This is a genomic window from Coprococcus hominis (ex Arizal et al. 2022), assembly GCF_040094675.1.
Taxonomy (GTDB): domain Bacteria; phylum Bacillota; class Clostridia; order Lachnospirales; family Lachnospiraceae; genus Coprococcus_C; species Coprococcus_C hominis.
On the sequence record NZ_JBBNHG010000031.1, the window covers coordinates 335371 to 357973 of the forward strand.

Genomic DNA, 22603 nt, shown 5'->3' on the forward strand with positions numbered 1-22603 from the left:
TTCTTTTTCAATACAAAATCAAAAAAATGTAAAGGAGATTCATACTATGGACGATAAAAACAGATCATTTTCAACCGATAATACCGACGACGATGACTATGTAGACATGGTGTTAGATGATGGCACAGAGCTTCATTGCAGTGTCATTGCCATCTTCCCAGTCGAAGGTCAGCAGTATATCGCATTGCTTCCGGACAAAGTCATAGAAGGCTACGAAGAAGACGACGTCTTCCTCTACCGTTACACAGAGAAGGAAGGCGACGACGTCGAACTTGGCATGATCGATTCCGAAGAGGAATACGAGATCGTTGCCGATGCGTTCGACGAGCTTTTAGATAACGAAGCCTACGAAGATATGTAAGCTTCTCTATTCTGTAAGGTCATAGATTTCCACTGTCTGTGTTTCAAACTGGAAGCTGTAAATGTATGACCACTGCGTCGTTCCGTTCAGACACAGATTGACATTTCCATAAAATGTACAATTATCATTTGCATCCAATGAAAATCCATCTACTGTCACACCGTAGATGGATGTTTCTTTGTCTGACAGTTTTTTCATCCGTAAACAACTGTCAATTACCATCTGCCGCACATCATCGAGCGTCGTTTCTTTCTTCACAAGTGCATCTGTGAGCGTAATTTTCTTATCCTGAATCCGGTCATAATTGTAGCTTGCAATATCTCCATAGCCGCCGACGAGCGGATACTCGACATAGCGTACAACCACTTGTAAATACTGATTCGTGCTATATTCCGTTGTGCGGATCTCCGGGATGATCTCTTTTCCATCTTTGTCTTTCTCATAAATTGCCCCCGGTCCATCCATGATGTCCTGATTCAATTCTTCGATCACCGCACTGTCATGCGTCGATGTAAATTGCGGAAGTTCTATCGCATGTCCGTCCAGTTCCGTATGTACTGCATACGTCAGGGAAGAATCCTCCGATGCATAATTTACCGCTTCGGTTGCATCTTCCTTTGCTGCACAGCCAATCAGGCACAGACAGCTTCCAATCGCCGCAAGCACCATAACCAGTTTTCCCTTTTTTAAGATTCCTTTTGCCATGTAATATCCTCCACAAACCGGCTCTTATCTTTTGCCTTTCCTGCGATTGTTCTCGGTACATAGATATGCAGCGCATGTCTTGCCCGCGTCATCGCCACATAAAACATCCGCCGTTCCTCTTCGAGTTCCGCTGCCGTTTTTGCCTTTTTATACGGCGTAATCTCTTCCACTGCATCGAGAATGTACACCGTGTCAAATTCCAATCCCTTCGCACTGTGCATCGTCATAAGATTGACACCCTTCCGCATCCGGTTCTTCTCCTGCTGTCTCGCAAGCTGCTCTTTGTATTCATCTATAAATGTAAAAAGCTCCGCGTAGCTTTCCATATCTTTAATCATATATCCAAATTCATCTAAAACCTCATACATCTCCGATGCATCAAGCTGGCGGTATTCCGCGTAATCCTTAATATACGTGTCATAACCGATAAAATTCCGTATGAAATTGAGTGCCGGATACGGGCGCAGCTTCCGAAGCATCTTTACATCTGCCATCATCTTATCCAGATTCTCGACGACGGACTCCTTATTGCGGAGCCGAAACCGCAGCTTATCATAATCAACCGGATCTTCAAGCAAGGCGTCCCGGCTGATATAGCGCGACGGTTTATTTATAATTCTTAAAAATGTCGCCCGCGAGGTATCGCCCATCGCAATCCGCATATAATCCAGCACATACCGCACTGCAAAATGGTCAAACAGATTCGGCAATGCATCACTCAACGTATATGGGATATTATATTGATTAAGCTTATAGGCAAGCCGACGCGGCTGTAAATTTGTCCGGTACAGCACCGCTTGTTTTTCATATGCAATTCCAGCCTGATACTGTTCCCGAATACGCCGTATGATACACTCGTTTTCCTCCGCCTCATCCTTCACGGTATGCATCTGTACAATCCCAGGTTCTTTTGAAACTGCTTTTAACTGCTTCTTATATCGCGTCTGGTTCTTCTCAATTACCTGCGTTGCCGCCTGCACGATCCGGTAATCGGAGCGGTAATTTTCTCCGAGGTACACAATCTCACAACTTGAAAAATCCTTGCGAAACTGCTGCATGATCTCTGGTCTTGCGCCCCGGAATCCATAGACGGACTGGTCATCGTCTCCGACGATACATGCATTTTGCCGTGGATTTGCCAGCATCCGAAAAATCTCATACTGAATCCGGTTGCTGTCCTGAAACTCATCTACCATGATATATGGAAACAAACTTCTACATTTATCCAAAATATCCGGTCGCGCTGTTAATAGTTCATAGCAAAGTACCATCATATCGTCAAAATCGATCAGCTTCCTGCGTTTTAACTCTGCATCCAGCCGTCGGTACAATTCCCGGAATGCATGTTCTGGCATATCCTTACTGTAATAATTTTCCACATCCATCATGTCGCATTTGACAAGGCTTACCTGTGAAACAATACTGCTTACAATCTCTTCCTTGTTCTCGTAGCTCAGCTCCATCGTATGTAAAATCTGCTCGATGATCCCCCGCTTTTCTTCCTCGGAAATCACACGCAGCATGGATTGCCCATATGCAGTTTTTAAAATCCAATAAAATATGGAATGAAAGGTTCCAAATCGAACCGGATATTCCTTTCCGGGTGTCATCGCACGAAAGCGTTGCTGCATCTCCCCTGCGGCTGCCCGTGTAAAGGTTATAACAAGAATATCTGCGGGTGAAACACCCGCAGATTCTATCAGATACTTGATTCGTTTTGTAATTACAGTTGTCTTCCCGGAGCCCGGTCCTGCAATCACCATCATAGGTCCATCCACATGCGAAACCGCCTTGGATTGTGCCTCGTTTAATTTCATATTATGCATTCGCTCCACAGCACTTCTTATACTTCTTTCCGCTTCCGCAAGGACATGGATCGTTACGTCCAACCTTTGGCGGCTTTACGATTGTCTTGGAAGACTTCTGGATCTTGTACAGTTCCTTTCTTCTCTCAGGAGTCAGGATCTTATCCCACTGTGGAAGTGTATACAACCACTCTGCGTTGCAGTCTACCATGTTCATATAAAGCTTCTCTGGATCATAACCAAGCGCTACCTGTGAATCTTCTTCCAGCTCATCGACCTTGTTTGGCACGATCAGACTGTCCTCGATACCATCCAGAAATCCGATCATCAGCTCAATACTCATATCGTACTTCTCAGCCAGTTCTTTGACTGTACCGCCCTCGATCTCAACCGGATTCTCAAGAATCTTCTCATAGATTGCCTTTTCTCTCTGGAAGTAATCAAGCCAAAACTCCTTTCCTTCTGGAGTTCTGTCATCAAGACTATATGCATGCTCACGCCATTCTGTTAATAAACTCATAACCGTACCTACACAGTGTTATCCTGTGTTTCCCTTTCATTTTTTCATCCAATCTAGTATAGCAAACCAGCCTTTATTTTTCAAGACCGATTCTTTCTGTGATTTTGCAGAACCTTCCCCAGCCAAAGCGCCACATAAATGAGTATCGGCACTATGATCATCAGCGCAAGACTCGGCATAAAATATTTGCTGCCTGTCACGCCGGTCACGATCACCAATACAATCAGTGCAAAGATCACGACCAGTCCCACCCACGCCATCACACGTAAGACAGGACGTCTGCGTATACTTTGTTCATATGTTTCTGTCTTTTTTTCTTCTTCCATACTCTCTCCATCGCCGCAGCGTTTTGTTTATTCATATCGAAGTGCATCGATTGGATTCAGGTTCGATGCCTTGACCGAAGGAATAAATCCAAACACAATTCCAATCACCATAGAGAAGATTACTGAGATTGCAATCGCTGCTCCGCTGATTGCAACCGGAACTGATGCAACATCAGAAATCAGATATGCAAGTCCCACGCCAGCGCCAACTCCGATGATACCACCCATGCTTGTAAGCACAGCTGCCTCTGTCAGGAACTGCATCAAAATCACTGATTTTCTAGCTCCTAACGCTTTCTTCAGACCTATCTCTCTCGTACGTTCTGTCACAGATACCAGCATGATATTCATAACGCCGATACCACCTACCAAAAGAGAAATACTTGCAATCCATATGAGCTGCTGGCTTGTCGATGCACTGACCTCCTGCATTGCCTTCGCAGTCTCCAGAAGATCTTCACTCTTATACTTAAATGAAGAGCTGCTGCTATCTTCATCCGTTCCGCCTTCCGAAACATTCTCACTGCTTGTGGCTGGCATATAGGAATTCATGATATCCGCCGTTTTCTTTCCTGCATTTGTCATGGCATCTGTACCCGCCGGCTTCACAACCAAGTTATATGGCTCATCAAACGAGAAGATCAAAGGCCAGTTGACATCTGTGATAAACACCTGACCGGAGGATGTATTTCCATAGTAGGTATACCAGTCATTCATATTGGTAACCTTCGGAGTAAACCCATCAATCTGTTCAACAACACCGACAATAATAAACGGCTCGCCCTTGATCTCCATGGTCTTACCGATCGGATTCTCACTTGCAAACAATGTATTCGCTGCAACGGTATCCAGAATTACGCCCTTGGTATAATTCGTCCAGTCCTGATCCTCAAACAGTCGCCCGGTCTGCACGGTATATCCCATCACACGGAAATAATCCTTATCTACACCATAAACCGGTGCATTGCCCAGATCCTTTGTTCCGCTGTTGATACCTTCATAAAGTGCGCCATACCGATAAGATGCAACAGCCGTTACCTCATCCACTGCCAGAATCTCATTTTTTATATCATCTGTGACCATTGGCATATTCTCTGGTGTAGAAGAATCACCGGATGTATAGGTCCATTCACCCTGATACAATTTTACATTTACAATATTATTTCCAGAGCCGACCAGATTCTCTTTGATCTGCTCACTGGTTCCCTTGATTGTTGATACAATCGCAATAATTGCCGCAATACCAATAATAATACCAAGCATGGTAAGAAGGGAACGCATCTTATGTGCCCAAATACCTTGGAACGATAATCTTATATTTTCTAACATAGACTGATTTCCTTTCTTATCAATTATACAGATCATCCGTCGACTTCTTTACAGTCTTTACGCCTTCCACTGCCTCATCGAGATATGGGAATGCAATATAATCCTGCATCGTCAAACCGCCGAGCACCAGCACGGAATCACCGGATGTCTTGTTTCCTACCTTGATATAGGTCTTCTGAAGCTTACCATCGACATCTTTCATCACATAATAGTTGCTTCCTTCCTGCTTCATAAACGCTTTTGACAGATAAAATCCACCACTCGTATCTTCCGCGCCCGAATTCAAAGTAATCTCCATATACATATTCTGACTGACATCCGTGGAATCAGTTAACGCAATCTTGATTGGATAATAGGTTTCCACCTTGCCATTGTAATTCGTATATCCATCCGCCGGGAACGTAGAAATCTCTGTGATCGTACCTTCATAATTCATACCGGTATCATAGCAATACATCGATACGGTATCACCAACCTTGACCGTTGACATTGCAAGCTCACCAATTTGGCTTTCGACCAGATATCCATCTGCCGCACTGACAACAAGAACCGGATCACCGCTCGAAGCTGCTTCATCCGCAGTTATCACGCTCTTTACCACGCCATCGAAATTCGCCAGTACTTCACCGGTTGCGTTCTGCATCTCTTCCATCTGAAGCTTGACCTGTGCAATCTCATACTGCGTCTGCATCGTTTTGATTTCCTGCTCTTTCTGAGCAATCTGATTTTTCAATTCCTCTCTTGTCGGAGGAGTATCTGCATCTGGATCCGTATCCGGATCCGGCTGTGGCGCATCTGAACCTGTTGCAACCGGAGTCGCCGGTGCCTCTGTTGTCGGAATATCCTCTAATGGTGTAGTTGCTTTTAACTTCTCGAGTTCACGCTGTGCATCAATAATCGACACGCGGGATAACTCCAGTTCCGATCTTTGCAGTTCTAACTGTAAGTCGTTGGCAGTTGTATCATACACAAGCAACACATCGCCTGCTTTCACGCTCTGACCTTCCGTTACCTTGATCTCCGATACGGACTGTGTCTTTCCTACATAGACCTTCTGCTCAGAATTCACAGTCACATTTCCACTCAATGTACTGTTATCCCACATATCCGAAGCGTCATATCCAATATCGCTGACCGCATAGACGCCTGCAGTCTTGCTATTCTGATTCTTCTGCTTCAAGGTGCGGAGTGCAAAATAAATACCACCGAGCACAACTACGCAGGAAAGAACGATAATAATTATTTTCTTTGCCTTATTCATGCTCATCACCTCCGGTCACCGGCTGGGCATCTCCCTCATACAGCTCACCATCAATGATTTTTACAACTCGATCTGCATAAGACGCAATCTCGTCAGAGTGCGTAATCATAATAATCGTCACTCCCTGCTTATGCAGTGTGTCAAACAGCTCCATCACCTGTAAACCTGATTTGGAATCAAGTGCTCCCGTCGGCTCGTCGGCAAGCAGAATCTTCGGATCTGCCACCATCGCACGTGCAATCGCCACACGCTGTTTCTGTCCACCGGAAAGCTGTGTTGGCTTGAAGCTGACACGATCCGCCAGATCAACCATCTCCAGCATTTCTTTTGCCTTTTGTTTCCGTTTCTTGATCGGCACCTTCGCATACTGTAACGGAAGCGCTACATTGTCAAGTGCACTCTGTCTTGGCAGCAAATTAAAATTCTGAAATACGAATCCGATCTTCTGGTTGCGCACTTCGGAAAGTTCTTTATCTTTGCACTTCTCAATCTCCACATCATCAAGCAGATAGGTTCCTGAAGTTGGCTTATCAATACATCCGATGATATTCATCAGCGTGGACTTACCAGAACCCGACGGACCCATAATCGCCACATACTCCCCTTCTTCTACACAGAGATTGATATCTTTCAGTACAGGCACTTCCATCGTGCCCTGAATATAATTCTTATAGATATTTTTCAATTCCAGTAACACTATTGCACCACCTCGCTATCGCTGTCTGGCGCAGATTCATCCTGTGGTGCAGCTTCTTCCACGGATCCATCAATACCGTCCATATTCGCACCATCATCAATATTATTTATGCTGCCATCATCTAAAATACCATCATCCGTGTAACCATCGATATAGCCATCATCTGTATATCCATCATCGATACTTCCATCATCATAAGAACCATCGTCATAAGCGCCGTCATCATAAGAACCGTCATCGATGACTCCATCATCCCCTGTATCATCGATCATAACATCCTCATAGTTATGTGTGACCTTCATACCTTCCTTGACACGATCCTCTGGATATGCAATATAATCATCCTCCGTCAGACCAGACAGAATCTGATACCGCATCATATTCTCATCATACTCACCAAGTTCTATTTTACGCTTCTCGATGTATCCCTTTGCATTTTCTGCCCATACATAGGCACCATCGTCCTCCTGCATGATATAATATTCATCCAGCCACAGACCTTCCTTCACGTCACCCTGTCCATAGTCTGTTTCCACATAGACATGCTGACCGAGCATCAGACCATCCGTGCTGTCCAGGCTGATATAAAATGGATACTTCGTTGCAGTTGTTCCGCTCGATCCCATATAATAACCATCATTATTTCCGTTATCCGGATGTTCCAGATCGATCTTTGTCACTGTACCAGTCCATGTCGAATCATCGACTCTGGAACGAACGATCATGCTCTGTCCCTCTGACATACTGCGGACTGTCAGTTCGCTTGCGGTTGCCTTGATTCGGTAATCGCCCTTTGCCATAATTGTGATATACGCGTTGCTTGTCGAATCTGAACCATTATCCGAATTACTATTGCTGCTATCATCATCCGAGCTGCTTGTCGAATTGTTCTCATTGATTGTCTTGATAATACCATCCATCGGAGCAACAACCTTTGTATTCTCCATAGAGAGCTTCTGACGATCAATCTCCAGCTGCTTTGCACTTGCATCATAGTTGGCCTGATTGACCTGTGCCTGCAGATTCTGGATCTGTGCGCTGTAGCTTAACTGCTCCTCCGCTGGTGCCGCCGCCTTCTCTGCCGTAAGCGATGCGATCTGCTGGTTCAGTGTCGCAATGTTATTGTTGATGCTTGTAAGCTCCAGCTCCAACTGACGAAGCTGTAACTCCATGGACTCGGTATCGTACTCAAACAGTACGTCACCTGCCTTGACTTCATCTTCTTCCTTCACATACAATTCCTTGACCTTCTTGTCACTGTCACGGTTTACACCCTTGACCTCCTGTGACTCGACCGTTCCCATATAGCGGCTTTCTGTCAGGTCATATCCTCCATTTAAGTCGGATATCTTTGTGGCATATACCAACTCTTCGTTTGACGCCTTTTTATTATGCAGAACATAATAAATTGCTCCGGCTGCGCCTGCAAGAACAAGCAGTACTACAATTAAAATGATGATTCCCTTTTTCTTCATTCCCATACCTCTTACTTTTCTTTTTTTATCAGGTGAAACCAATCCTGTATATGCTTTTCATATCCGAGATTCCCCGGTTTATAGAATGTTCTCCCTACTAACTGATCCGGCAGATACTGCTGCTCCACATAATGATTCTCATAGTCATGTGCATACTTGTATCCAACGTTGCCAAGCTTTTCCGCCCCGGAATAATGCGCATCCCGGAGATAGACCGGCACCTGACAGTTTCCAACCTCTTTCACTGCCTGCATCGCATCGAAAATCGCATTGACTACCGCATTGCTCTTCGGTGCACATGCCACATAGGTTGCCGCCTGCGCCAATATGATCTGCGCCTCTGGCATACCAACACGTTCCACTGCCTGTGCACATGCGGTTGCCACCTGTATTGCCTGCGGGTCTGCGTTGCCGACATCCTCACTGGCACAAATCATAATTCTTCTGGCGATAAATGTCACGCTCTCCCCTGCGTATAACATCTTTGCCAGATAATACACGGCGGCATCCGGATCGGAACCACGCATGCTTTTTATAAACGCGGAAATAATGTCATAGTGGTTATCTCCGTCTTTATCATATCGTATGGAGCGCCGCTGAATGCACTCCTCCGCCACAGGAAGATCTATCACAATCTTCCCCGTCTCCGGATTCCGCTCGGTCGACAGGATGCCAAGCTCAACTGCATTCAGTGCATGTCTCGCATCGCCCTCCGACATATCTGCCAGAAAATCAACTGCCTCCTCCGTAATCTCCGCGTCATAGCTTCCCATACCCTTTTCGGTATCGGTCACTGCACGCCGGATCAACGTCTTGATGTTCTCCTTCGATAACGGTTTTAACTGAAAAATAGAAGAGCGCGATATTAACGCAGAATTCACTTCAAAATAAGGGTTCTCCGTTGTCGCGCCTATCAGTATTACTGTTCCATCCTCTACAAACGGGAGAAGATAATCCTGCTGCGCTTTGTTAAACCGATGAATCTCGTCCACAAAAAGAATCGTCTTCTTGCCATACATTCCGAGATTATCTTTTGATTCCTTCACCACTGCCTCGATATCCTTCTTCCCGGCAGTCGTCGCATTCAGTTCCTTAAATACCGCGCTCGTCGTATTGGCAATCACCATCGCAAGCGTTGTCTTCCCCGTCCCTGGTGGACCATATAAGATAATCGAGCTGAGCTTATCTGCCTGTATCACACGGTACAACAGCTTATCCTTTCCAAGAATGTGCTCCTGCCCAACTACCTCGTCCAATGAAGTCGGCCGAAGCCGCTTTGCAAGCGGGGATTCGCCCTTCTTCATGTTTGTCTCTCTCATATAATCAAATAAATCCATTTGTTTTTACCTAGATGATCTCAAGCTTGCGAATCAGGCTGTCAAACTTCATGATATCAATCGGTTTACACATGTACTCCTCATAATCATCACTCGCATAACTTGCATCAAACCCTTCATCAAGTGCACTGATCATAATGACCTTACAGCGCTTGTCTCTTGGTGTGCCAAGCTTCCGCTCCGCATCCCGGATAGACGCCAGCGCCTTATATCCATCAATCTTTGGCATCATAATATCCATACAGATCAGATCGAACCGTTCGTTCGTGCTGACCGCATTTACAAATTCATCCACGGCCGCGATTCCATCTCTTGCCAGTACGACTTCGCCATACTTTGACAACAGCTTCTGCATAAATTTTCCACTTGCCAAATCGTCCTCTGCTACTAATACTTTCATAAACTGCCTCCCAATCCTATTCTCACGCTTATTTTTTTATCTGAAGTAACTGCATCCATTTCTGAATATTATCCATATATTCTTCCTTGAACGACTTCTTGTGATAAGAAATTCTGCGTTCCAATATATGACTCATCGCCATACCCGTTACATTGTTTGCCAACACAGGCGCCGAAATGACGTCTGAGATTTCTCCGGCGTCCATTGCTTTTTGAAACAAGTCTCCCAGAAATGCCAAACGTTCTGTGATGCACCATGCAATCCTCTCCCGCGTCTCCACGATATGTAACAGTTCTTCATACTGAAGCATCAATGTGGAAATCGCATAATAGTTATCATAATAGGTTGCATACGCTTCCAGATAATCGATCAGTTTTTCCACATAGGTTGCATCCTTTGCCTGCACCGTCTGACGAATGCCTTTGTCAAACTTTGAATATGTTTCGACCACCTCCACGAGCACTTCATCAATGCCGCCAAAATATTTGTACATGAGTGCCTCTGACATATTTTCCTTCAGGGCAAGGTTTTTAGTTGTAAGAGCTGATAATCCGGATTCGCTGATAATTTCGATTGCAGATGCAATTATTCTATCTTTTCTCGATACAAAGCTGTCCCCCAATAGTATTCCTCTCCGTCCTATTTTTTACATACGTTCATTCTATGCCATTTGCCTGTTTTTGTCAATAAAATACAAAAATAGGAGCCATCGTTTTACACGGTGACTCCTACTTTGTTTCACTCAATAAATATAACAAATCCCAATTCAAAATTCAGTATAACAATGCATGCAGAATCTATAAAATATAGGTACCCTGTTACTTGATTAAGCTAAACTACTTGATAACAGTTACGTTTGTAGCCTGTGGTCCCTTCTCGCCATCAACAACATCAAACTCAACCTTCTGATTCTCTTCAAGGTTCTTGTAACCTTCCATGTTCAGTCCTGAGTAATGTACGAATACATCCTTGCCGTTCTCGTCTGTGATGAATCCAAAGCCCTTCTGGCTGTTGAACCACTTTACTGTACCTTTTGTCATGACAAATCCTCCAATTTTTAAAATCGCATTTCTATCTGAAAATGCGTCTTAACAATAGCACACACACGTGCATTCGTCAAGCATTTATCCTACAATATTTCCCAATTCTTTATCGTAAAAATAGACCGCATCTGACAGAAATTCCGTGTCGGGAACTACAAATTCATTGACTTCCCGCAGTGTATTTTCTAACATTTCCTTTTCTTTTTTTGCATCTGTAAGACACAATAACAGCTCGTTCACACTCGACGGCACGATGTAGACACTTTTTCCCATCTGCTCTGCAAACGAGGCGACCACATCCTTGTAGAGCAGCATCGTCGCACCATAGATAAACTGCCGGTTCGATAGGATATAGACCTCCGGCTCCTCCGGATACACATGTTCCTGTGGAAACCGTGTCCGCAAAAACTCATCCAGCCGCATAAGAAATGGCGGAAACAACCGGATCGTGTTCTCCTTTGCCATACAGTACAGTTCTTCCACTGTACATGCGCTCTTCTCCATGCTGTCATAGTCAATCAACGCAGACGCAATCCCCGCCTCGTCCATCTTTACAAGATAGCGGAACGTAATTGCCATATCATGAAACGGAATATACGGGCAGTTTGCAAGCGTCTCCTGATTGCGTTCGTAATTCACCAGACGCAAAAACACACGGCTCTGCATCTGATCCAGATCAACTGTCAACGGTTCCTGCTTTTGCAGGCAGTCTTCCACCCGTCTGTATTCCTTTGCGACCAGTTCTAACACATCCGAAAGCGATGCCTGCTGCCGCACCATATACTGATAATATTGTTCCAGATAAATCGTTGGGGATACATAATCTCCCTGCAATAAGATCACAAGTCCGACATGCTCGACGCCATTGTTATGACACACCGTCTCCAGCCGGATGCTCTCGATCTCATACTGCAAAAGATACTCTGCGATACCGTTTACCACGGCATTACAAAAAGATTTAAAATCCATACGCTCCATATTTAAAACTCCTTTATTCTAAATAATTCACGTAGGAAAATTCAGACCGGACATGTCTGAATGATGACATCCCCTATTATATTTTCTTTTTTACAAAAGCACAACCACTTACAGCAAAGTTTTCAAAAATGCAACAAATAATTGCATTTCTTTATCGGTTCCAATGCTGATACGCAGATAATTGTCAATCCTTGGCTTATCAAAATACCGTACGAAAATCTTATGTTCTCTTGCGTTCTCAAATATTTCTTTCGCCGGAATCGTCTTGTGTGTCGCAAATACGAAGTTCGCACTTGACGGAAGCACAGTAAATCCAAGTGCCTCGATCTCCTTTACAAACCATGTTCTCGTATCGACAACCTTCTTGACCATCTCCTTAAAATAGTCATCTGCCTTGATCGAGCAGGTTCCAAGCTCGATGCTTGTCAGATCCATCGTATAGGAATTGTAGGAATATTTGACATCGTTTAAGTAACCGATCAGTTTCTCATTTCCGAGCGCATATCCGATACGGAGTCCTGCCATCGAACGGGACTTCGAGAATGTACGGACAACAAGCAGATTGTCAAATTCCTTCAGAAGCGGCAGTGCTGTCTGTCCACCGAAGTCGACATATGCCTCATCCACGATCACGATCACATCCGGGTTGTGGCTTACGATGTCACGCACAAATTCAACCGGCTCTGCGATTCCGGTTGGTGCATTCGGATTCGGGAATACAACGCCTCCATTTTCCCCATAATAATCGGACGCTTTGATACGGAAGTCCGCATCGAGCGGCTTCGTCTCATATGGAATCCGGAGCATATCTGCCCACACATCGTAGAAGGAATATGTAATATCCGGGAAGAAAATCGGCTTTCCCGAATTGAAAAATGTCATAAATGACATTGCAAGTACATCGTCGCTTCCGACACCGACAAATACCTGATTTTTATCCACACCGTGATACTCTGCGATTGCATCAACCAGCTTTGTCGCTGCCGGATCCGGATACAGACGCAGATTTTCTAACTCTACCTGCTTATTTAATACCTCAGGTGCCGGTGGATATGGATTCTCATTTGTATTTAACTTGATAATGTCCTGTTCCTTTGGCTGTTCGCCCGGTACATATGGCACAACCTTTCGTATATTTGCTTCCCAGTTTCCCATAAGTCTCGTTCCTCCAAACTATTTCAGTCTCTTTAAGATCTCCAGTGTATATTCCCACGTTCTCTGCACGCTGTCAACATGCAATCGCTCGTTCGGTGTGTGGATGTCATACATCTGCGGGCCATACGACACGCAGTCCAGATCCTTCATCTTATCCATGAAAAGTCCACATTCCACGCCCGCATGGATCACATCCAGCTTCGGCTTCCCGCCATATAACTCCTCGTAGACAGCGACCATCACATCGCGCAGCTTTGATTCCTGCTTATACTCCCATGCCGGATATGTCCCGCTCTCCGTGTACTGTCCACCCAGATGTTCACACAATGTCCGGATCTGTAAAGCAAGCAGATTCTTCTCACTGCCTACACTGCTCCGCACCGAAAATCCCATCTGTACTTCCTCTTCCTTCATGGTAAGAATTCCAAGATTGAGCGACGTCTGCACGAGTCCCGGCATCGCATCACTCATTTTCTGCACGCCATTTGGAAGCAGTACGAGTGCATCGATAATTGCATCGCCGCTCGCACGGTTCATCACCTGTGCCACCGCTTCTGTACATTCTTTTATCTTCAATGTCACATCCGGATCACTTACCTGGTATTCATGGCTGATCGTCGCCTGCAGCGTCTGCACCGCCTGCTTCACAGTATCCTTTGCTTCTGCTTCCACGACAAACACTGCCTGTGCCGCACGTGGAATTGCATTATCCTTCTTGCCACCGTCGATCAACACGAGCCGGATGTCTGCCGCTGTCTGTATCGCCTTTAACGTTCTGCCTAGCGTCTTGTTCGCATTCGCGCGCTGCTTGATGATCTCCATGCCAGAATGTCCACCGAGCAGTCCATCCACACTAAGCTGCATACAGACCGGATGCATCAGATTACATGCTTCCCACACAATCGGCATATGGCAGACCGCCGTCATACCTCCGGCACAGCCGACCAGAAGCTGTCCCTCATCCTCCGAATCAAGATTCAGCATATACGATGCCTGCAGATCATCGGTTGTAATCCCTGCCGCACCAAGCATGCCGATTTCTTCGTCGACCGTAATCACAACTTCGAGTGCCGGATGCGGAATATCGGAAGCATCCAAAATGGCAAGTGCAAACGCAACGGCAATTCCATCATCACCGCCAAGGGTTGTCCGGTCTGCGTGGATCACATTTCCCTCGAGCACCAGATCCAATCCCTGCGTATGGAAATCAATCTCCTTGTCGTCTGTCTTCTCGCAGACCATATCCATATGTCCCTGTAACATCACGACCGGCGCATCTTCGTAACCGCTCGTCGCCGGTTTCTTGATGATGACATTTCCAAGTGTATCCTGTCTCACATAGAGATTCCGTTCCTTTGCAAATGCAACCAAATAATCGCTGATTGCCTGTGTGTCCGAAGATTCGTGCGGAATCCCACAGATCTCCTCAAAATAATGAAAGACTGCTTTCGGTTCTAACTGTGCAAGCACTGCCATAGTGGCTGCCTCCTTTTTTCACAATTACATGCATATTATTTTTTCTTTATAGTTCTTACTTTCTCTTCAAATGCGGCAATGAAATGTGCCACCTTCTCCTCTGTCCTAAGGTGTGCGTCGAGATAAACCAGAATCTCGCGCAGGGACTTCTGAGGGGAATACTGATAATTGTTCCGGATCACGCCGATATCCCAGCCCTCGGCTGCCCACGCCTGATTTGCCGCTGTAAGCAGTGCATCATCCTCGCAGATGACCTTGAGCTGTGTATCCACACTATAACTATATGGAGATTTCACATCGAGATAGATGCGTGTCTCGCCAAATACATTCTCCGCTGCCGAAGAGGTTGCAGCCAGAATATCATAATAGCCTTCCTCCACTGCAAACTGTTCAAGATCCATATCATACGATGCGAGATCCCGGATTGCAATCGCGAAAGTTACATCCTTCTTCTCGCCCGGTGCAAGCTTCACCTTCTCGAAGGCTTTCAGCTCCTTCTCCGGCTTTGCAAGTGTGCTGTACGGATCATGAATATAGATCTGTATGACTTCGCTACCTGCGACCTTACCGGTATTCTCCACGGTTGTATGAACCTTGATCGTATCCCCATCGACTGCCGCATCCACCAGCTTGCAGTCAAATGTTGTATACGACATGCCATAGCCAAATGGATACCTTGGACGGAGCTTCTTCTTATCATAATACCGGTAACCGACGTAGATACCTTCGCCATACGATACATGATACCCATCTCCTGGGAAATTCATGTATGTTGGCATATCCTCGATCCGCTCCGGGAATGTAATCGTCAGTTTACCAGATGGATTTACCTCACCTGCGATCATATCGGAAAGTGCCTTTGCACCTGCCATACCCGGAAGGAACGTTGCAAAGACTGCCTTTACATTGTCTGTATCAATCTCACGCATATCGATCGGTCCACATGTGTTCAGAACTAAGATCACGTTCTTGCCAGCCTGTGCTAACCGCTTTAACACTGCCAGATCCTCATCGGCAAGCGCAAGTGTCTTCCGGTCATTTCCTTCCATGCCCGGTACGATGCCGATCATAACCACATACTCTGCCTGCGCTTCGTCAACTACATCGAAATACCGTGCAAACTCTGCCGCTACGTCCCCGTGACGGCTTGTATCAATCCCGGCAGAACCGGAGCCACACTCTAACATCTGTGCATGTCCGCTGCCAAGCAGTGCGATCTTCGTATGCTTTGCAAGCGGGCAGGCTGCATCATTCTTAAGCAGTACAATTCCCTCGCAGGCTGCCTCGTAGGCTGCCTCGTCCGTCTGCTTTATGATTTCATCTACCGGAAGCTTGTCAACTTCTTCCTTCTTATAGTTTTCTGTAATCCACTTGATTGCAGTAAGTACACGTTCGCATGCCTGATCGACCTTCTCCTCTGACAGTGTAGCTGCTTTCACTGCATCATAGATTGCCTGTGGTTCGCCCGGTCCCGGCATCGCGAGATCCGTTCCGCCAGCAAGTGCCTTTGCAGGATCTAAGACAGCGCCCCAGTCCGACATTACCATACCGTCAAAGCCGAAATCCTTGCGCAGCTTCTCCTCTAATAACCATGCACTCTCTGTACAGCGCACACCGTTGATCCGGTTGTACGCATTCATGATAGACTTCGTGCCACCCTCTTTTACGCACGCACGGAAGCCCGGAAAATAAATTTCCTCCAATGCACGCTTCGAGATCGTCTCATCGATTCCTACCCGGTTTGTCTCCTGGCTGTTCGCCGCATAATGCTTCACGGTTGCAGAGACACCATAGCTCTGGATGCCCTTGACGATTTCCGGTGTAAGCTTCGATACGACACACGGATCCTCAGAATATCCCTCGAAGAGACGTCCATTTCTCGGATCACGCAGAATGTTGACATTTGGTCCGAGCAGGAAATGCACGCCATAGACACAACACTCTAATCCAAGTGCCTCACCAACCTTGCGGATTACCTCCGGATTCCACGTACAGCCAAGCAAAATGCCCGGTGGATAACAGCCCGGTGCATAATCCTTACCCTGCAGGCGCACGTCCATATGCTTCTTCACCCAGCCGTATAACACCTTCTCATCTTCCGAAAGCTTCTCCGGCTCAAAATAATGCTCAATCACATGTACAAGCCGCGTGCTTCCAATCATATTGACCGGCTTGCTCGTATCTGCGTCGATCTGCTTACGCTCCTCGGCATTCGACCAGTCCTCATACTCGGTCATATCGCCGAATACCTGCTCCAGATTCATACCGGTTGCACCGTCCAGAAGCTGCATACGCGGCACACCGAGACGGTCGATTCCATAGCTTCCGAAGAAGGTCGCACCATTTACCAGATGCGACTTCTCCTCGAGCGTCATATTCTTTATAATTTCCTGTATTTCCATTCCTTTTCCTCCAGTATATAGATAGCTTTATGCAGCCAGTGCAAAATATGCGATCACGGCGATGCCGAGGATGATACGATACACACCGAACACCTGAAAATCATGCTTTTTGATATAGCTCATTAGGAACTTGATCACTACAAGTGAAACAGCAAATGCAACGGCACAGCCGACAATCAGGATCACAAGCTCCGAGCTTGTGATTGCCACACTCATCTTAATTACCTTCAAAAGCGAATATCCAAACATAACCGGAACCGCTAAGAAGAATGTAAATTCAGCAGCTGCTACACGGGATACACCGATCAGGAGTGCTCCTATGATCGTCGAACCGGAGCGGGATGTACCCGGTACAATGGATAACACCTGGAAAAGACCTATCAAAAACGCAGTCTTATATGTGATATCTTCCAGCTTCTCCACCTTCGGTGTCCGCGTCTTGTTCCAGCGTTCCACGATGATAAAAACGATACCATAAAAGATCAGGGCACCTGCGATCACATACGGCGTCTCGAAATGTGCTGTGATATAATCATCAAACAGCAGTGTCACGATAGCACCCGGGATGCAGGCAACAACAACCTTAAACCACAGGGAAAATGTCTCCTTCACACAGACCGGTTTTGACTTATCTTTCATCTGAAATGGCCACATTTTTTTCCAGAACAACAGGATAACTGCCAAAATTGCGCCAAGCTGAATGACAACAAAAAACATCTCCTTGAACTCTTTGGATGCCTGAATCTGGATGAACTCATCCACCAGAAGCATATGTCCGGTACTGCTGATCGGAAGCCATTCTGTGACTCCTTCTACAATTCCTAAAAAAACAACCTTTAAAATTTCAACTATACTTAACATGGTTTCCTCCGGCAGAAGCGTTTGTATCCGAAACGCCCTGCATTTTTGATTTTAATATTTTATGAATTTTTCTTTTTCTTGATCTGCTCTTCCATCGCCTGAATCACAATCTCCAACGCTTTTATGCGCGCATATTTTTTATCGTTGGATTCCAGTATATGCCAGGGCGCATACGTCGTATTTGTCTTTTGCAGCATCTCATTAACCGCATCCTCATAGAGATCCCATTTTTCCCGGTTTCGCCAGTCCTCATCAGTGATCTTCCAGCGTTTCTCCGGGGTATTCTGACGAAGTGTGAACCGCTCTAACTGGGTATCCTTGTCGATCTGCACCCAGAATTTCACGATGACGGCACCCCAATCATCAAGTTCTTTCTCGAACTCATTGATCTCGTTGTACGCCCGCTGCCAGTCGTTTTCCGAACAGAAGCCTTCCAGACGCTCTACCATCACACGTCCATACCAGGTACGGTCGAAGATTGCAATGTGTCCGCTCTTCGGCAGTCTGGTCCAGAAGCGCCACAGGAAATGCCGGTTTTTCTCGTGTGGCTCCGGGCTTGCAATCGGGTGAACCTCATAACCGCGTGCATCGAGAGCCGCAGCAATCCGCTTGATATTACCACCCTTTCCGGCGGCATCCCAGCCCTCATAAGCGATGATAACCGGAATCTTCTCACGATATAACACATTGTGCAGTTCCGACAACCTTTTTTGCAGCTTTTCGAGCTTCTCCTGATATTCTTCCTCGGTAAGTTCCTTGTTCAAATCCACATCCGCAAGCTTCGGGATTGGAGAAAGCGGGAACAGATTCGGCAGGATCGGTACTGCACGTCCACTGTTTGCAAGCGCAGTCTCAATATTCTGATTGATACGCTCTAAGATCTGCAGCTCTGCCCATTTCTTACTCTTTGCATCAATGGCATACCACGGTGCATACGACTGGTTTGTCTGCTCCATGTAAGTCTGATAAACCTCTGAACATTTCTTATGCTTTTTGTTCTGCCACAAGTCCTCCTCGGAGACACGCCATGCCGTGTTCTCATCAGCAAGCAGCTCCTCCATCCGCTTCTTCTGCTCATTCTCATCAATATAAAAGAAGAATTTCAGGATCGTGTAGCCGTTATCCGAAAGTGTCCGTTCAAACCGCTTGATACTGCAGATCTTCTTTCCAAACGCTTCCTCGTCCAACTGCTCATGCACACGGTCTCTCACGATTTCTTCCATCCAGCCGCCATCCATGAACGTGAACTGTCCATTCTCCGGAATCCGCTTGAAATATCGGTATAAAAATGGTTTCCGAAGCTCGGTCGGCTCCGGCTGATCCATTGTCTCAACATGGAAAAAACGCGGATCCATGTTCTTAATGATCTTGCTTAACACACTGCCCTTTCCGGCAGCCCCAAATCCCTCGAACAAAACCAGTACCGGAAGCTTCGCTTCTTTGACCTTGATCTGCAAGGTGGCAAGCTTCTCTCTCGCTGCGGACAGTCTCTCCTTGAGTTCCTCGTCCTTCGGTTTCGTGATTGATGCGATCGTTTTCTCCATAGGCATCCTCCTTCTTACCTCTTACGGCAAATCAACAAAATGGAACTTCTTTCTTCCCTGTGCATAATCATCGACGATATGTCCATCGCCAAACAGCTTATATTTGTAACTGAGCAATCCCTCTAACCCGACTGGACCTCTCGCATGTAATTTACTTGTACTGATGCCGACCTCTGCGCCAAATCCATAGCGGTAGCCGTCGGCAAACCGTGTGGAACAGTTCTGATATACGCCTGCTGAATCAACCATTCGCATGAAATGAAGTGCCGTCTCCTTGTTCTCAGTCACGATGCTGTCCGTGTGATGGGAACCATGCCGGTTGATATGGTCGATTGCCTCATCCACCGATTCCACAATCTTCGCCGACAAAATATAATCAAGATACTCGGTATCATCGTCCTTCTCCGTCGCAGGTACACAATCTACCAGCGCCTGAATCTCCTTCGTTCCACGAAGCTCGACGTGCTTTTCTTTAAGTGCCTGTGCCAGCTTCGGAACCAGCTCCTTCGCAATATCCTTGTGTACGAGCAATGTCTCTACGGTATTGCAGGCACTGACATACTGTGTCTTCGCATCTAAGATAATTGGAATCGCCTTCCCGATATCCGCATCCTTATCTACATAGATATGACAGATGCCATCCGCATGCCCCATAACCGGGATATTCGTATGACTCATAATATACTGCACAAATGCATTGGACCCACGTGGGATCAGCAGATCCACAGAACTCTGACAGGTAAGCAGCTCATTGATCTCACTTCTTGCCTCGAGCTGCAGCATACAGTTTTCCGGAAGTCCTGCTTCCCGTACCGCCGCATAGATCGTATCAAATAAGATCTTATTGCTCTTTGTCGCCTCACTGCCACCCTTTAAGATCACACAGTTTCCACTCTTGATACAGAGTGCGGATATCTGCACAAGTGCGTCCGGTCTTGCCTCGAAGATCACACCGATCACACCGATCGGACATGTCTCACGGTACAAGGTAAGTCCCTCATCGAGCTCTCTGGCAAGCTTCGTCTGGAACAGTGGATCCGGCATCTGCACCAGATCATGAATACCATTTATGACATCGCGCAGCTTTCCTTCATCGAATTTGAGACGCTTTAAGACAGGCGCTGCAATCCCATCTTTTTCTGCCTGTTCCATATCCTGTCTGTTTGCGTCAAAGATCGCATCCTTGTTGTCCATCAATGCTTTCGCAACTGCCAAAAGCGCCTGGTCACGAAGCTCACCGGTTGTTCCTGCCAGCTTCGGGCTTGCCAGCTTCACAAGTCCTGCCTGTTCTTCTATCGTCATATGCTCCTCCTTGCTGTGTGTTCCACAAAAATCACAGAACTCACACATTGTATTTTCTTATTACTATCGTATAAAATTCGTCTGGTTCGAGCGGTCTGCCGTCGGCGGCACAAGCCCCTTCTCCTTACCAGCTTCTAAGCATTTCAACACCCACGCCATATTGTGTCCGAGGTTCCGCATCGTCTGCATACCCTCGAGATCCTTCGCCGCATCCTCTGCATTTCTTCCATGCACCTGATTCCAGTAGGTCGAACCGACGGTAATCATCTGCGTGATACCGAAATATTTGTTCAGCACATCAAAGGTCGTCGCGGTGCCGCCACGTCTGGCTACTGCCACCGAAGCGCCCGGCTTATGTGCAAAATGCTTACCGCTGCTGTAAAATACCCGGTCTAAGAACGACTGGATCCGTCCACTTGGATGCGCATAGTAAACCGGCGTACCGAATATGTATCCATCCGCGGCTTTTGCCTTCTCCACAAAGGCATTTACCGCATCATCGGAGAAGATACATCCGTTCTCTGTGCACTGTCCACAGCCAAGGCAATCCGCGACCGGACCTCCGCCAATCTGGAAAATCTCATACTCGATGCCATCTTCCTCGAGTGCCTTTCCGACCTCGGTCAAGGCTGCCATCGTCGTTCCATTGATATGGGAACTTCCATTCAACATCAATACTTTCATTTTATTCCACTCCTTATTCTAACTGACTCTATATTAAATTATTTATCCAAGTGCCACATCGAGCACCATCATCAGCGCAAAGCCGATTGCTGTACCGATCGTTCCGATATTCGTATGCTCGCCCGCCTGTGCTTCCGGGATCAGTTCCTCCACAACAACATAGATCATCGCACCAGCTGCAAAAGACAGGAAATACGGAAGAATCTTCGTCATCTGCGCTGCAAGCAGGATTGTCAGAAATCCAAACACCGGCTCCACTGCGCCGGATGCCATACCACACAGAAATGCTTTCGGTTTTCCCATACCTTCGCCCTTTAACGGCATAGAGACAATCGCGCCCTCCGGGAAATTCTGAATCGCAATACCAAGTGACAGGGCAAATGCACCCGTAATCGTAATTCCGGCATTGCCTGCAAGCGCACCGGCAATCGTGACACCGACCGCCATGCCTTCCGGTATATTGTGCAGCGTGATTGCAAACAGCATCATCAGTGTCTTACTGATCTTCGTATGTACACCCTCCGGCTTATCACTGTTTAAGTGCAGATGCGGAATCAGGGTATCCAATAACAATAAAAATGCGATGCCAAGCAAAAAGCCGACCACCGCTGGCACCCACGCGATGCCGCCCTGTGCCTCCATCATATCGATCGAAGGAATCAGAAGCGACCAGACCGATGCAGCGATCATCACGCCGGACGCAAAGCCGAGCAGCGCTTTCTCAAGCTTCGGAGCGATCTTTTCTTTCATAAAAAATACCATTGCCGCGCCAAGTGTTGTTCCTATAAAAGGTATGCCAAGGGCAATCAATATATTCATATATGCCTCCTTATTTCATAGATATCCATATTATATACAAAATAACCGGAATCGGCAACAAAGAATAAAGGATTGCACGGTCAAAACCAATGCAATCCTTCCTTGGGGATTCAGATATAAGTA

General features: G+C 46.4%; 22 protein-coding genes. 1 reads left to right on the forward strand and 21 read right to left on the reverse strand.

The window, feature by feature from the left end; translation table 11 throughout:
- Positions 1 to 46 precede the first annotated feature (46 nt).
- Positions 47 to 361 (forward strand): DUF1292 domain-containing protein, encoded by a 315-nt coding sequence (locus AAAT93_RS07080; protein ID WP_021984293.1) that lies wholly within the window; start codon positions 47 to 49, stop codon positions 359 to 361.
- Positions 362 to 367: 6 nt separating this feature from the next.
- Here AAAT93_RS07080 and AAAT93_RS07085 read toward each other — a convergent pair whose 3' ends face one another.
- The 21 genes from AAAT93_RS07085 to AAAT93_RS07185 form a co-directional block, all read right to left on the reverse strand.
- Positions 368 to 1066 (reverse strand): hypothetical protein, encoded by a 699-nt coding sequence (locus tag AAAT93_RS07085; protein WP_227572874.1) that lies wholly within the window; start codon positions 1064 to 1066, stop codon positions 368 to 370.
- Positions 1048 to 2883 (reverse strand): ATP-dependent helicase, encoded by a 1836-nt coding sequence (locus AAAT93_RS07090; protein ID WP_227572875.1) that lies wholly within the window; start codon positions 2881 to 2883, stop codon positions 1048 to 1050. The genes AAAT93_RS07085 and AAAT93_RS07090 overlap by 19 nt, the downstream gene beginning before the upstream one ends.
- Position 2884: 1 nt before the next feature.
- Positions 2885 to 3391 (reverse strand): SEC-C metal-binding domain-containing protein, encoded by a 507-nt coding sequence (locus AAAT93_RS07095; protein ID WP_021984290.1) that lies wholly within the window; start codon positions 3389 to 3391, stop codon positions 2885 to 2887.
- A gap of 80 nt (positions 3392 to 3471) precedes the next feature.
- Positions 3472 to 3717, reverse strand: a complete 246-nt coding sequence (locus tag AAAT93_RS07100; RefSeq protein ID WP_021984289.1) for a hypothetical protein — start codon at positions 3715 to 3717, stop codon at positions 3472 to 3474.
- Between the two features lie 27 nt (positions 3718 to 3744).
- Positions 3745 to 5046, reverse strand: a complete 1302-nt coding sequence (locus AAAT93_RS07105; RefSeq protein WP_195540793.1) for an ABC transporter permease — start codon at positions 5044 to 5046, stop codon at positions 3745 to 3747.
- 19 nt (positions 5047 to 5065) lie between these two features.
- Entirely contained in the window at positions 5066 to 6307 is a 1242-nt protein-coding gene (locus AAAT93_RS07110; protein WP_227572876.1) for an efflux RND transporter periplasmic adaptor subunit, read from the reverse strand.
- Positions 6300 to 7004, reverse strand: a complete 705-nt coding sequence (locus AAAT93_RS07115; protein ID WP_021984286.1) for an ABC transporter ATP-binding protein — start codon at positions 7002 to 7004, stop codon at positions 6300 to 6302. Before AAAT93_RS07115 ends, AAAT93_RS07110 begins: the two co-directional genes overlap by 8 nt.
- Positions 7004 to 8479, reverse strand: coding sequence for an efflux RND transporter periplasmic adaptor subunit (locus AAAT93_RS07120; RefSeq protein ID WP_227572877.1), 1476 nt, complete (start codon positions 8477 to 8479; stop codon positions 7004 to 7006). The genes AAAT93_RS07115 and AAAT93_RS07120 overlap by 1 nt, the downstream gene beginning before the upstream one ends.
- Before the next feature lie 11 nt (positions 8480 to 8490).
- Entirely contained in the window at positions 8491 to 9816 is a 1326-nt protein-coding gene (locus AAAT93_RS07125) for a replication-associated recombination protein A (protein WP_021984284.1), read from the reverse strand.
- A gap of 10 nt (positions 9817 to 9826) precedes the next feature.
- On the reverse strand, positions 9827 to 10216 hold the full coding sequence (locus tag AAAT93_RS07130) for a response regulator (RefSeq protein ID WP_021984283.1): 390 nt from the start codon (positions 10214 to 10216) through the stop codon (positions 9827 to 9829).
- 28 nt (positions 10217 to 10244) lie between these two features.
- Positions 10245 to 10838, reverse strand: a complete 594-nt coding sequence (locus AAAT93_RS07135; RefSeq protein ID WP_021984282.1) for a TetR/AcrR family transcriptional regulator — start codon at positions 10836 to 10838, stop codon at positions 10245 to 10247.
- 214 nt (positions 10839 to 11052) lie between these two features.
- The gene (locus tag AAAT93_RS07140; protein ID WP_021984281.1) at positions 11053 to 11256 is read right to left on the reverse strand and encodes a cold-shock protein; all 204 of its coding nucleotides are present in this window, start codon (positions 11254 to 11256) and stop codon (positions 11053 to 11055) included.
- Positions 11257 to 11340: 84 nt separating this feature from the next.
- A complete protein-coding gene (locus AAAT93_RS07145) occupies positions 11341 to 12237 on the reverse strand; it encodes a DUF5688 family protein (RefSeq protein ID WP_021984280.1) in 897 nt (298 codons plus the stop codon).
- Positions 12238 to 12345: 108 nt separating this feature from the next.
- Complete coding sequence (gene hisC / locus AAAT93_RS07150) at positions 12346 to 13392, reverse strand: histidinol-phosphate transaminase (protein ID WP_118545088.1); 1047 nt, start codon at positions 13390 to 13392, stop codon at positions 12346 to 12348.
- Between the two features lie 18 nt (positions 13393 to 13410).
- Entirely contained in the window at positions 13411 to 14868 is a 1458-nt protein-coding gene (locus AAAT93_RS07155; RefSeq protein WP_021984278.1) for an aminoacyl-histidine dipeptidase, read from the reverse strand.
- Positions 14869 to 14903: 35 nt separating this feature from the next.
- Positions 14904 to 17270 (reverse strand): beta-glucosidase, encoded by a 2367-nt coding sequence (locus AAAT93_RS07160; protein ID WP_227572878.1) that lies wholly within the window; start codon positions 17268 to 17270, stop codon positions 14904 to 14906.
- 27 nt (positions 17271 to 17297) lie between these two features.
- Positions 17298 to 18131, reverse strand: coding sequence for an undecaprenyl-diphosphate phosphatase (locus AAAT93_RS07165; RefSeq protein ID WP_021984276.1), 834 nt, complete (start codon positions 18129 to 18131; stop codon positions 17298 to 17300).
- A gap of 59 nt (positions 18132 to 18190) precedes the next feature.
- On the reverse strand, positions 18191 to 19675 hold the full coding sequence (gene pap, locus AAAT93_RS07170) for a polyphosphate:AMP phosphotransferase (protein WP_021984275.1): 1485 nt from the start codon (positions 19673 to 19675) through the stop codon (positions 18191 to 18193).
- 21 nt (positions 19676 to 19696) lie between these two features.
- The gene (locus AAAT93_RS07175; protein WP_021984274.1) at positions 19697 to 20977 is read right to left on the reverse strand and encodes a glutamate-5-semialdehyde dehydrogenase; all 1281 of its coding nucleotides are present in this window, start codon (positions 20975 to 20977) and stop codon (positions 19697 to 19699) included.
- Positions 20978 to 21040: 63 nt separating this feature from the next.
- A complete protein-coding gene (locus tag AAAT93_RS07180; protein WP_227572879.1) occupies positions 21041 to 21661 on the reverse strand; it encodes a flavodoxin family protein in 621 nt (206 codons plus the stop codon).
- A 42-nt stretch (positions 21662 to 21703) separates the two neighbouring features.
- On the reverse strand, positions 21704 to 22480 hold the full coding sequence (locus AAAT93_RS07185; RefSeq protein ID WP_227572880.1) for a ZIP family metal transporter: 777 nt from the start codon (positions 22478 to 22480) through the stop codon (positions 21704 to 21706).
- Between the last annotated feature and the right edge of the window lie 123 nt (positions 22481 to 22603).

Coding starts and splice junctions, on each gene's coding strand:
- AAAT93_RS07080 (WP_021984293.1), top strand. CDS start 47: ATGGACGATAAAAACAGATCATTTTCAACCGATAATACCGACGACGAT.
- AAAT93_RS07085 (WP_227572874.1), bottom strand. CDS start 1,066: ATGGCAAAAGGAATCTTAAAAAAGGGAAAACTGGTTATGGTGCTTGCG.
- AAAT93_RS07090 (WP_227572875.1), bottom strand. CDS start 2,883: ATGAAATTAAACGAGGCACAATCCAAGGCGGTTTCGCATGTGGATGGA.
- AAAT93_RS07095 (WP_021984290.1), bottom strand. CDS start 3,391: ATGAGTTTATTAACAGAATGGCGTGAGCATGCATATAGTCTTGATGAC.
- AAAT93_RS07100 (WP_021984289.1), bottom strand. CDS start 3,717: ATGGAAGAAGAAAAAAAGACAGAAACATATGAACAAAGTATACGCAGA.
- AAAT93_RS07105 (WP_195540793.1), bottom strand. CDS start 5,046: ATGTTAGAAAATATAAGATTATCGTTCCAAGGTATTTGGGCACATAAG.
- AAAT93_RS07110 (WP_227572876.1), bottom strand. CDS start 6,307: ATGAATAAGGCAAAGAAAATAATTATTATCGTTCTTTCCTGCGTAGTT.
- AAAT93_RS07120 (WP_227572877.1), bottom strand. CDS start 8,479: ATGAAGAAAAAGGGAATCATCATTTTAATTGTAGTACTGCTTGTTCTT.
- AAAT93_RS07125 (WP_021984284.1), bottom strand. CDS start 9,816: ATGGATTTATTTGATTATATGAGAGAGACAAACATGAAGAAGGGCGAA.
- AAAT93_RS07130 (WP_021984283.1), bottom strand. CDS start 10,216: ATGAAAGTATTAGTAGCAGAGGACGATTTGGCAAGTGGAAAATTTATG.
- AAAT93_RS07140 (WP_021984281.1), bottom strand. CDS start 11,256: ATGACAAAAGGTACAGTAAAGTGGTTCAACAGCCAGAAGGGCTTTGGA.
- AAAT93_RS07145 (WP_021984280.1), bottom strand. CDS start 12,237: ATGGAGCGTATGGATTTTAAATCTTTTTGTAATGCCGTGGTAAACGGT.
- hisC (WP_118545088.1), bottom strand. CDS start 13,392: ATGGGAAACTGGGAAGCAAATATACGAAAGGTTGTGCCATATGTACCG.
- AAAT93_RS07155 (WP_021984278.1), bottom strand. CDS start 14,868: ATGGCAGTGCTTGCACAGTTAGAACCGAAAGCAGTCTTTCATTATTTT.
- AAAT93_RS07160 (WP_227572878.1), bottom strand. CDS start 17,270: ATGGAAATACAGGAAATTATAAAGAATATGACGCTCGAGGAGAAGTCG.
- AAAT93_RS07165 (WP_021984276.1), bottom strand. CDS start 18,131: ATGTTAAGTATAGTTGAAATTTTAAAGGTTGTTTTTTTAGGAATTGTA.
- pap (WP_021984275.1), bottom strand. CDS start 19,675: ATGGAGAAAACGATCGCATCAATCACGAAACCGAAGGACGAGGAACTC.
- AAAT93_RS07175 (WP_021984274.1), bottom strand. CDS start 20,977: ATGACGATAGAAGAACAGGCAGGACTTGTGAAGCTGGCAAGCCCGAAG.
- AAAT93_RS07180 (WP_227572879.1), bottom strand. CDS start 21,661: ATGAAAGTATTGATGTTGAATGGAAGTTCCCATATCAATGGAACGACG.
- AAAT93_RS07185 (WP_227572880.1), bottom strand. CDS start 22,480: ATGAATATATTGATTGCCCTTGGCATACCTTTTATAGGAACAACACTT.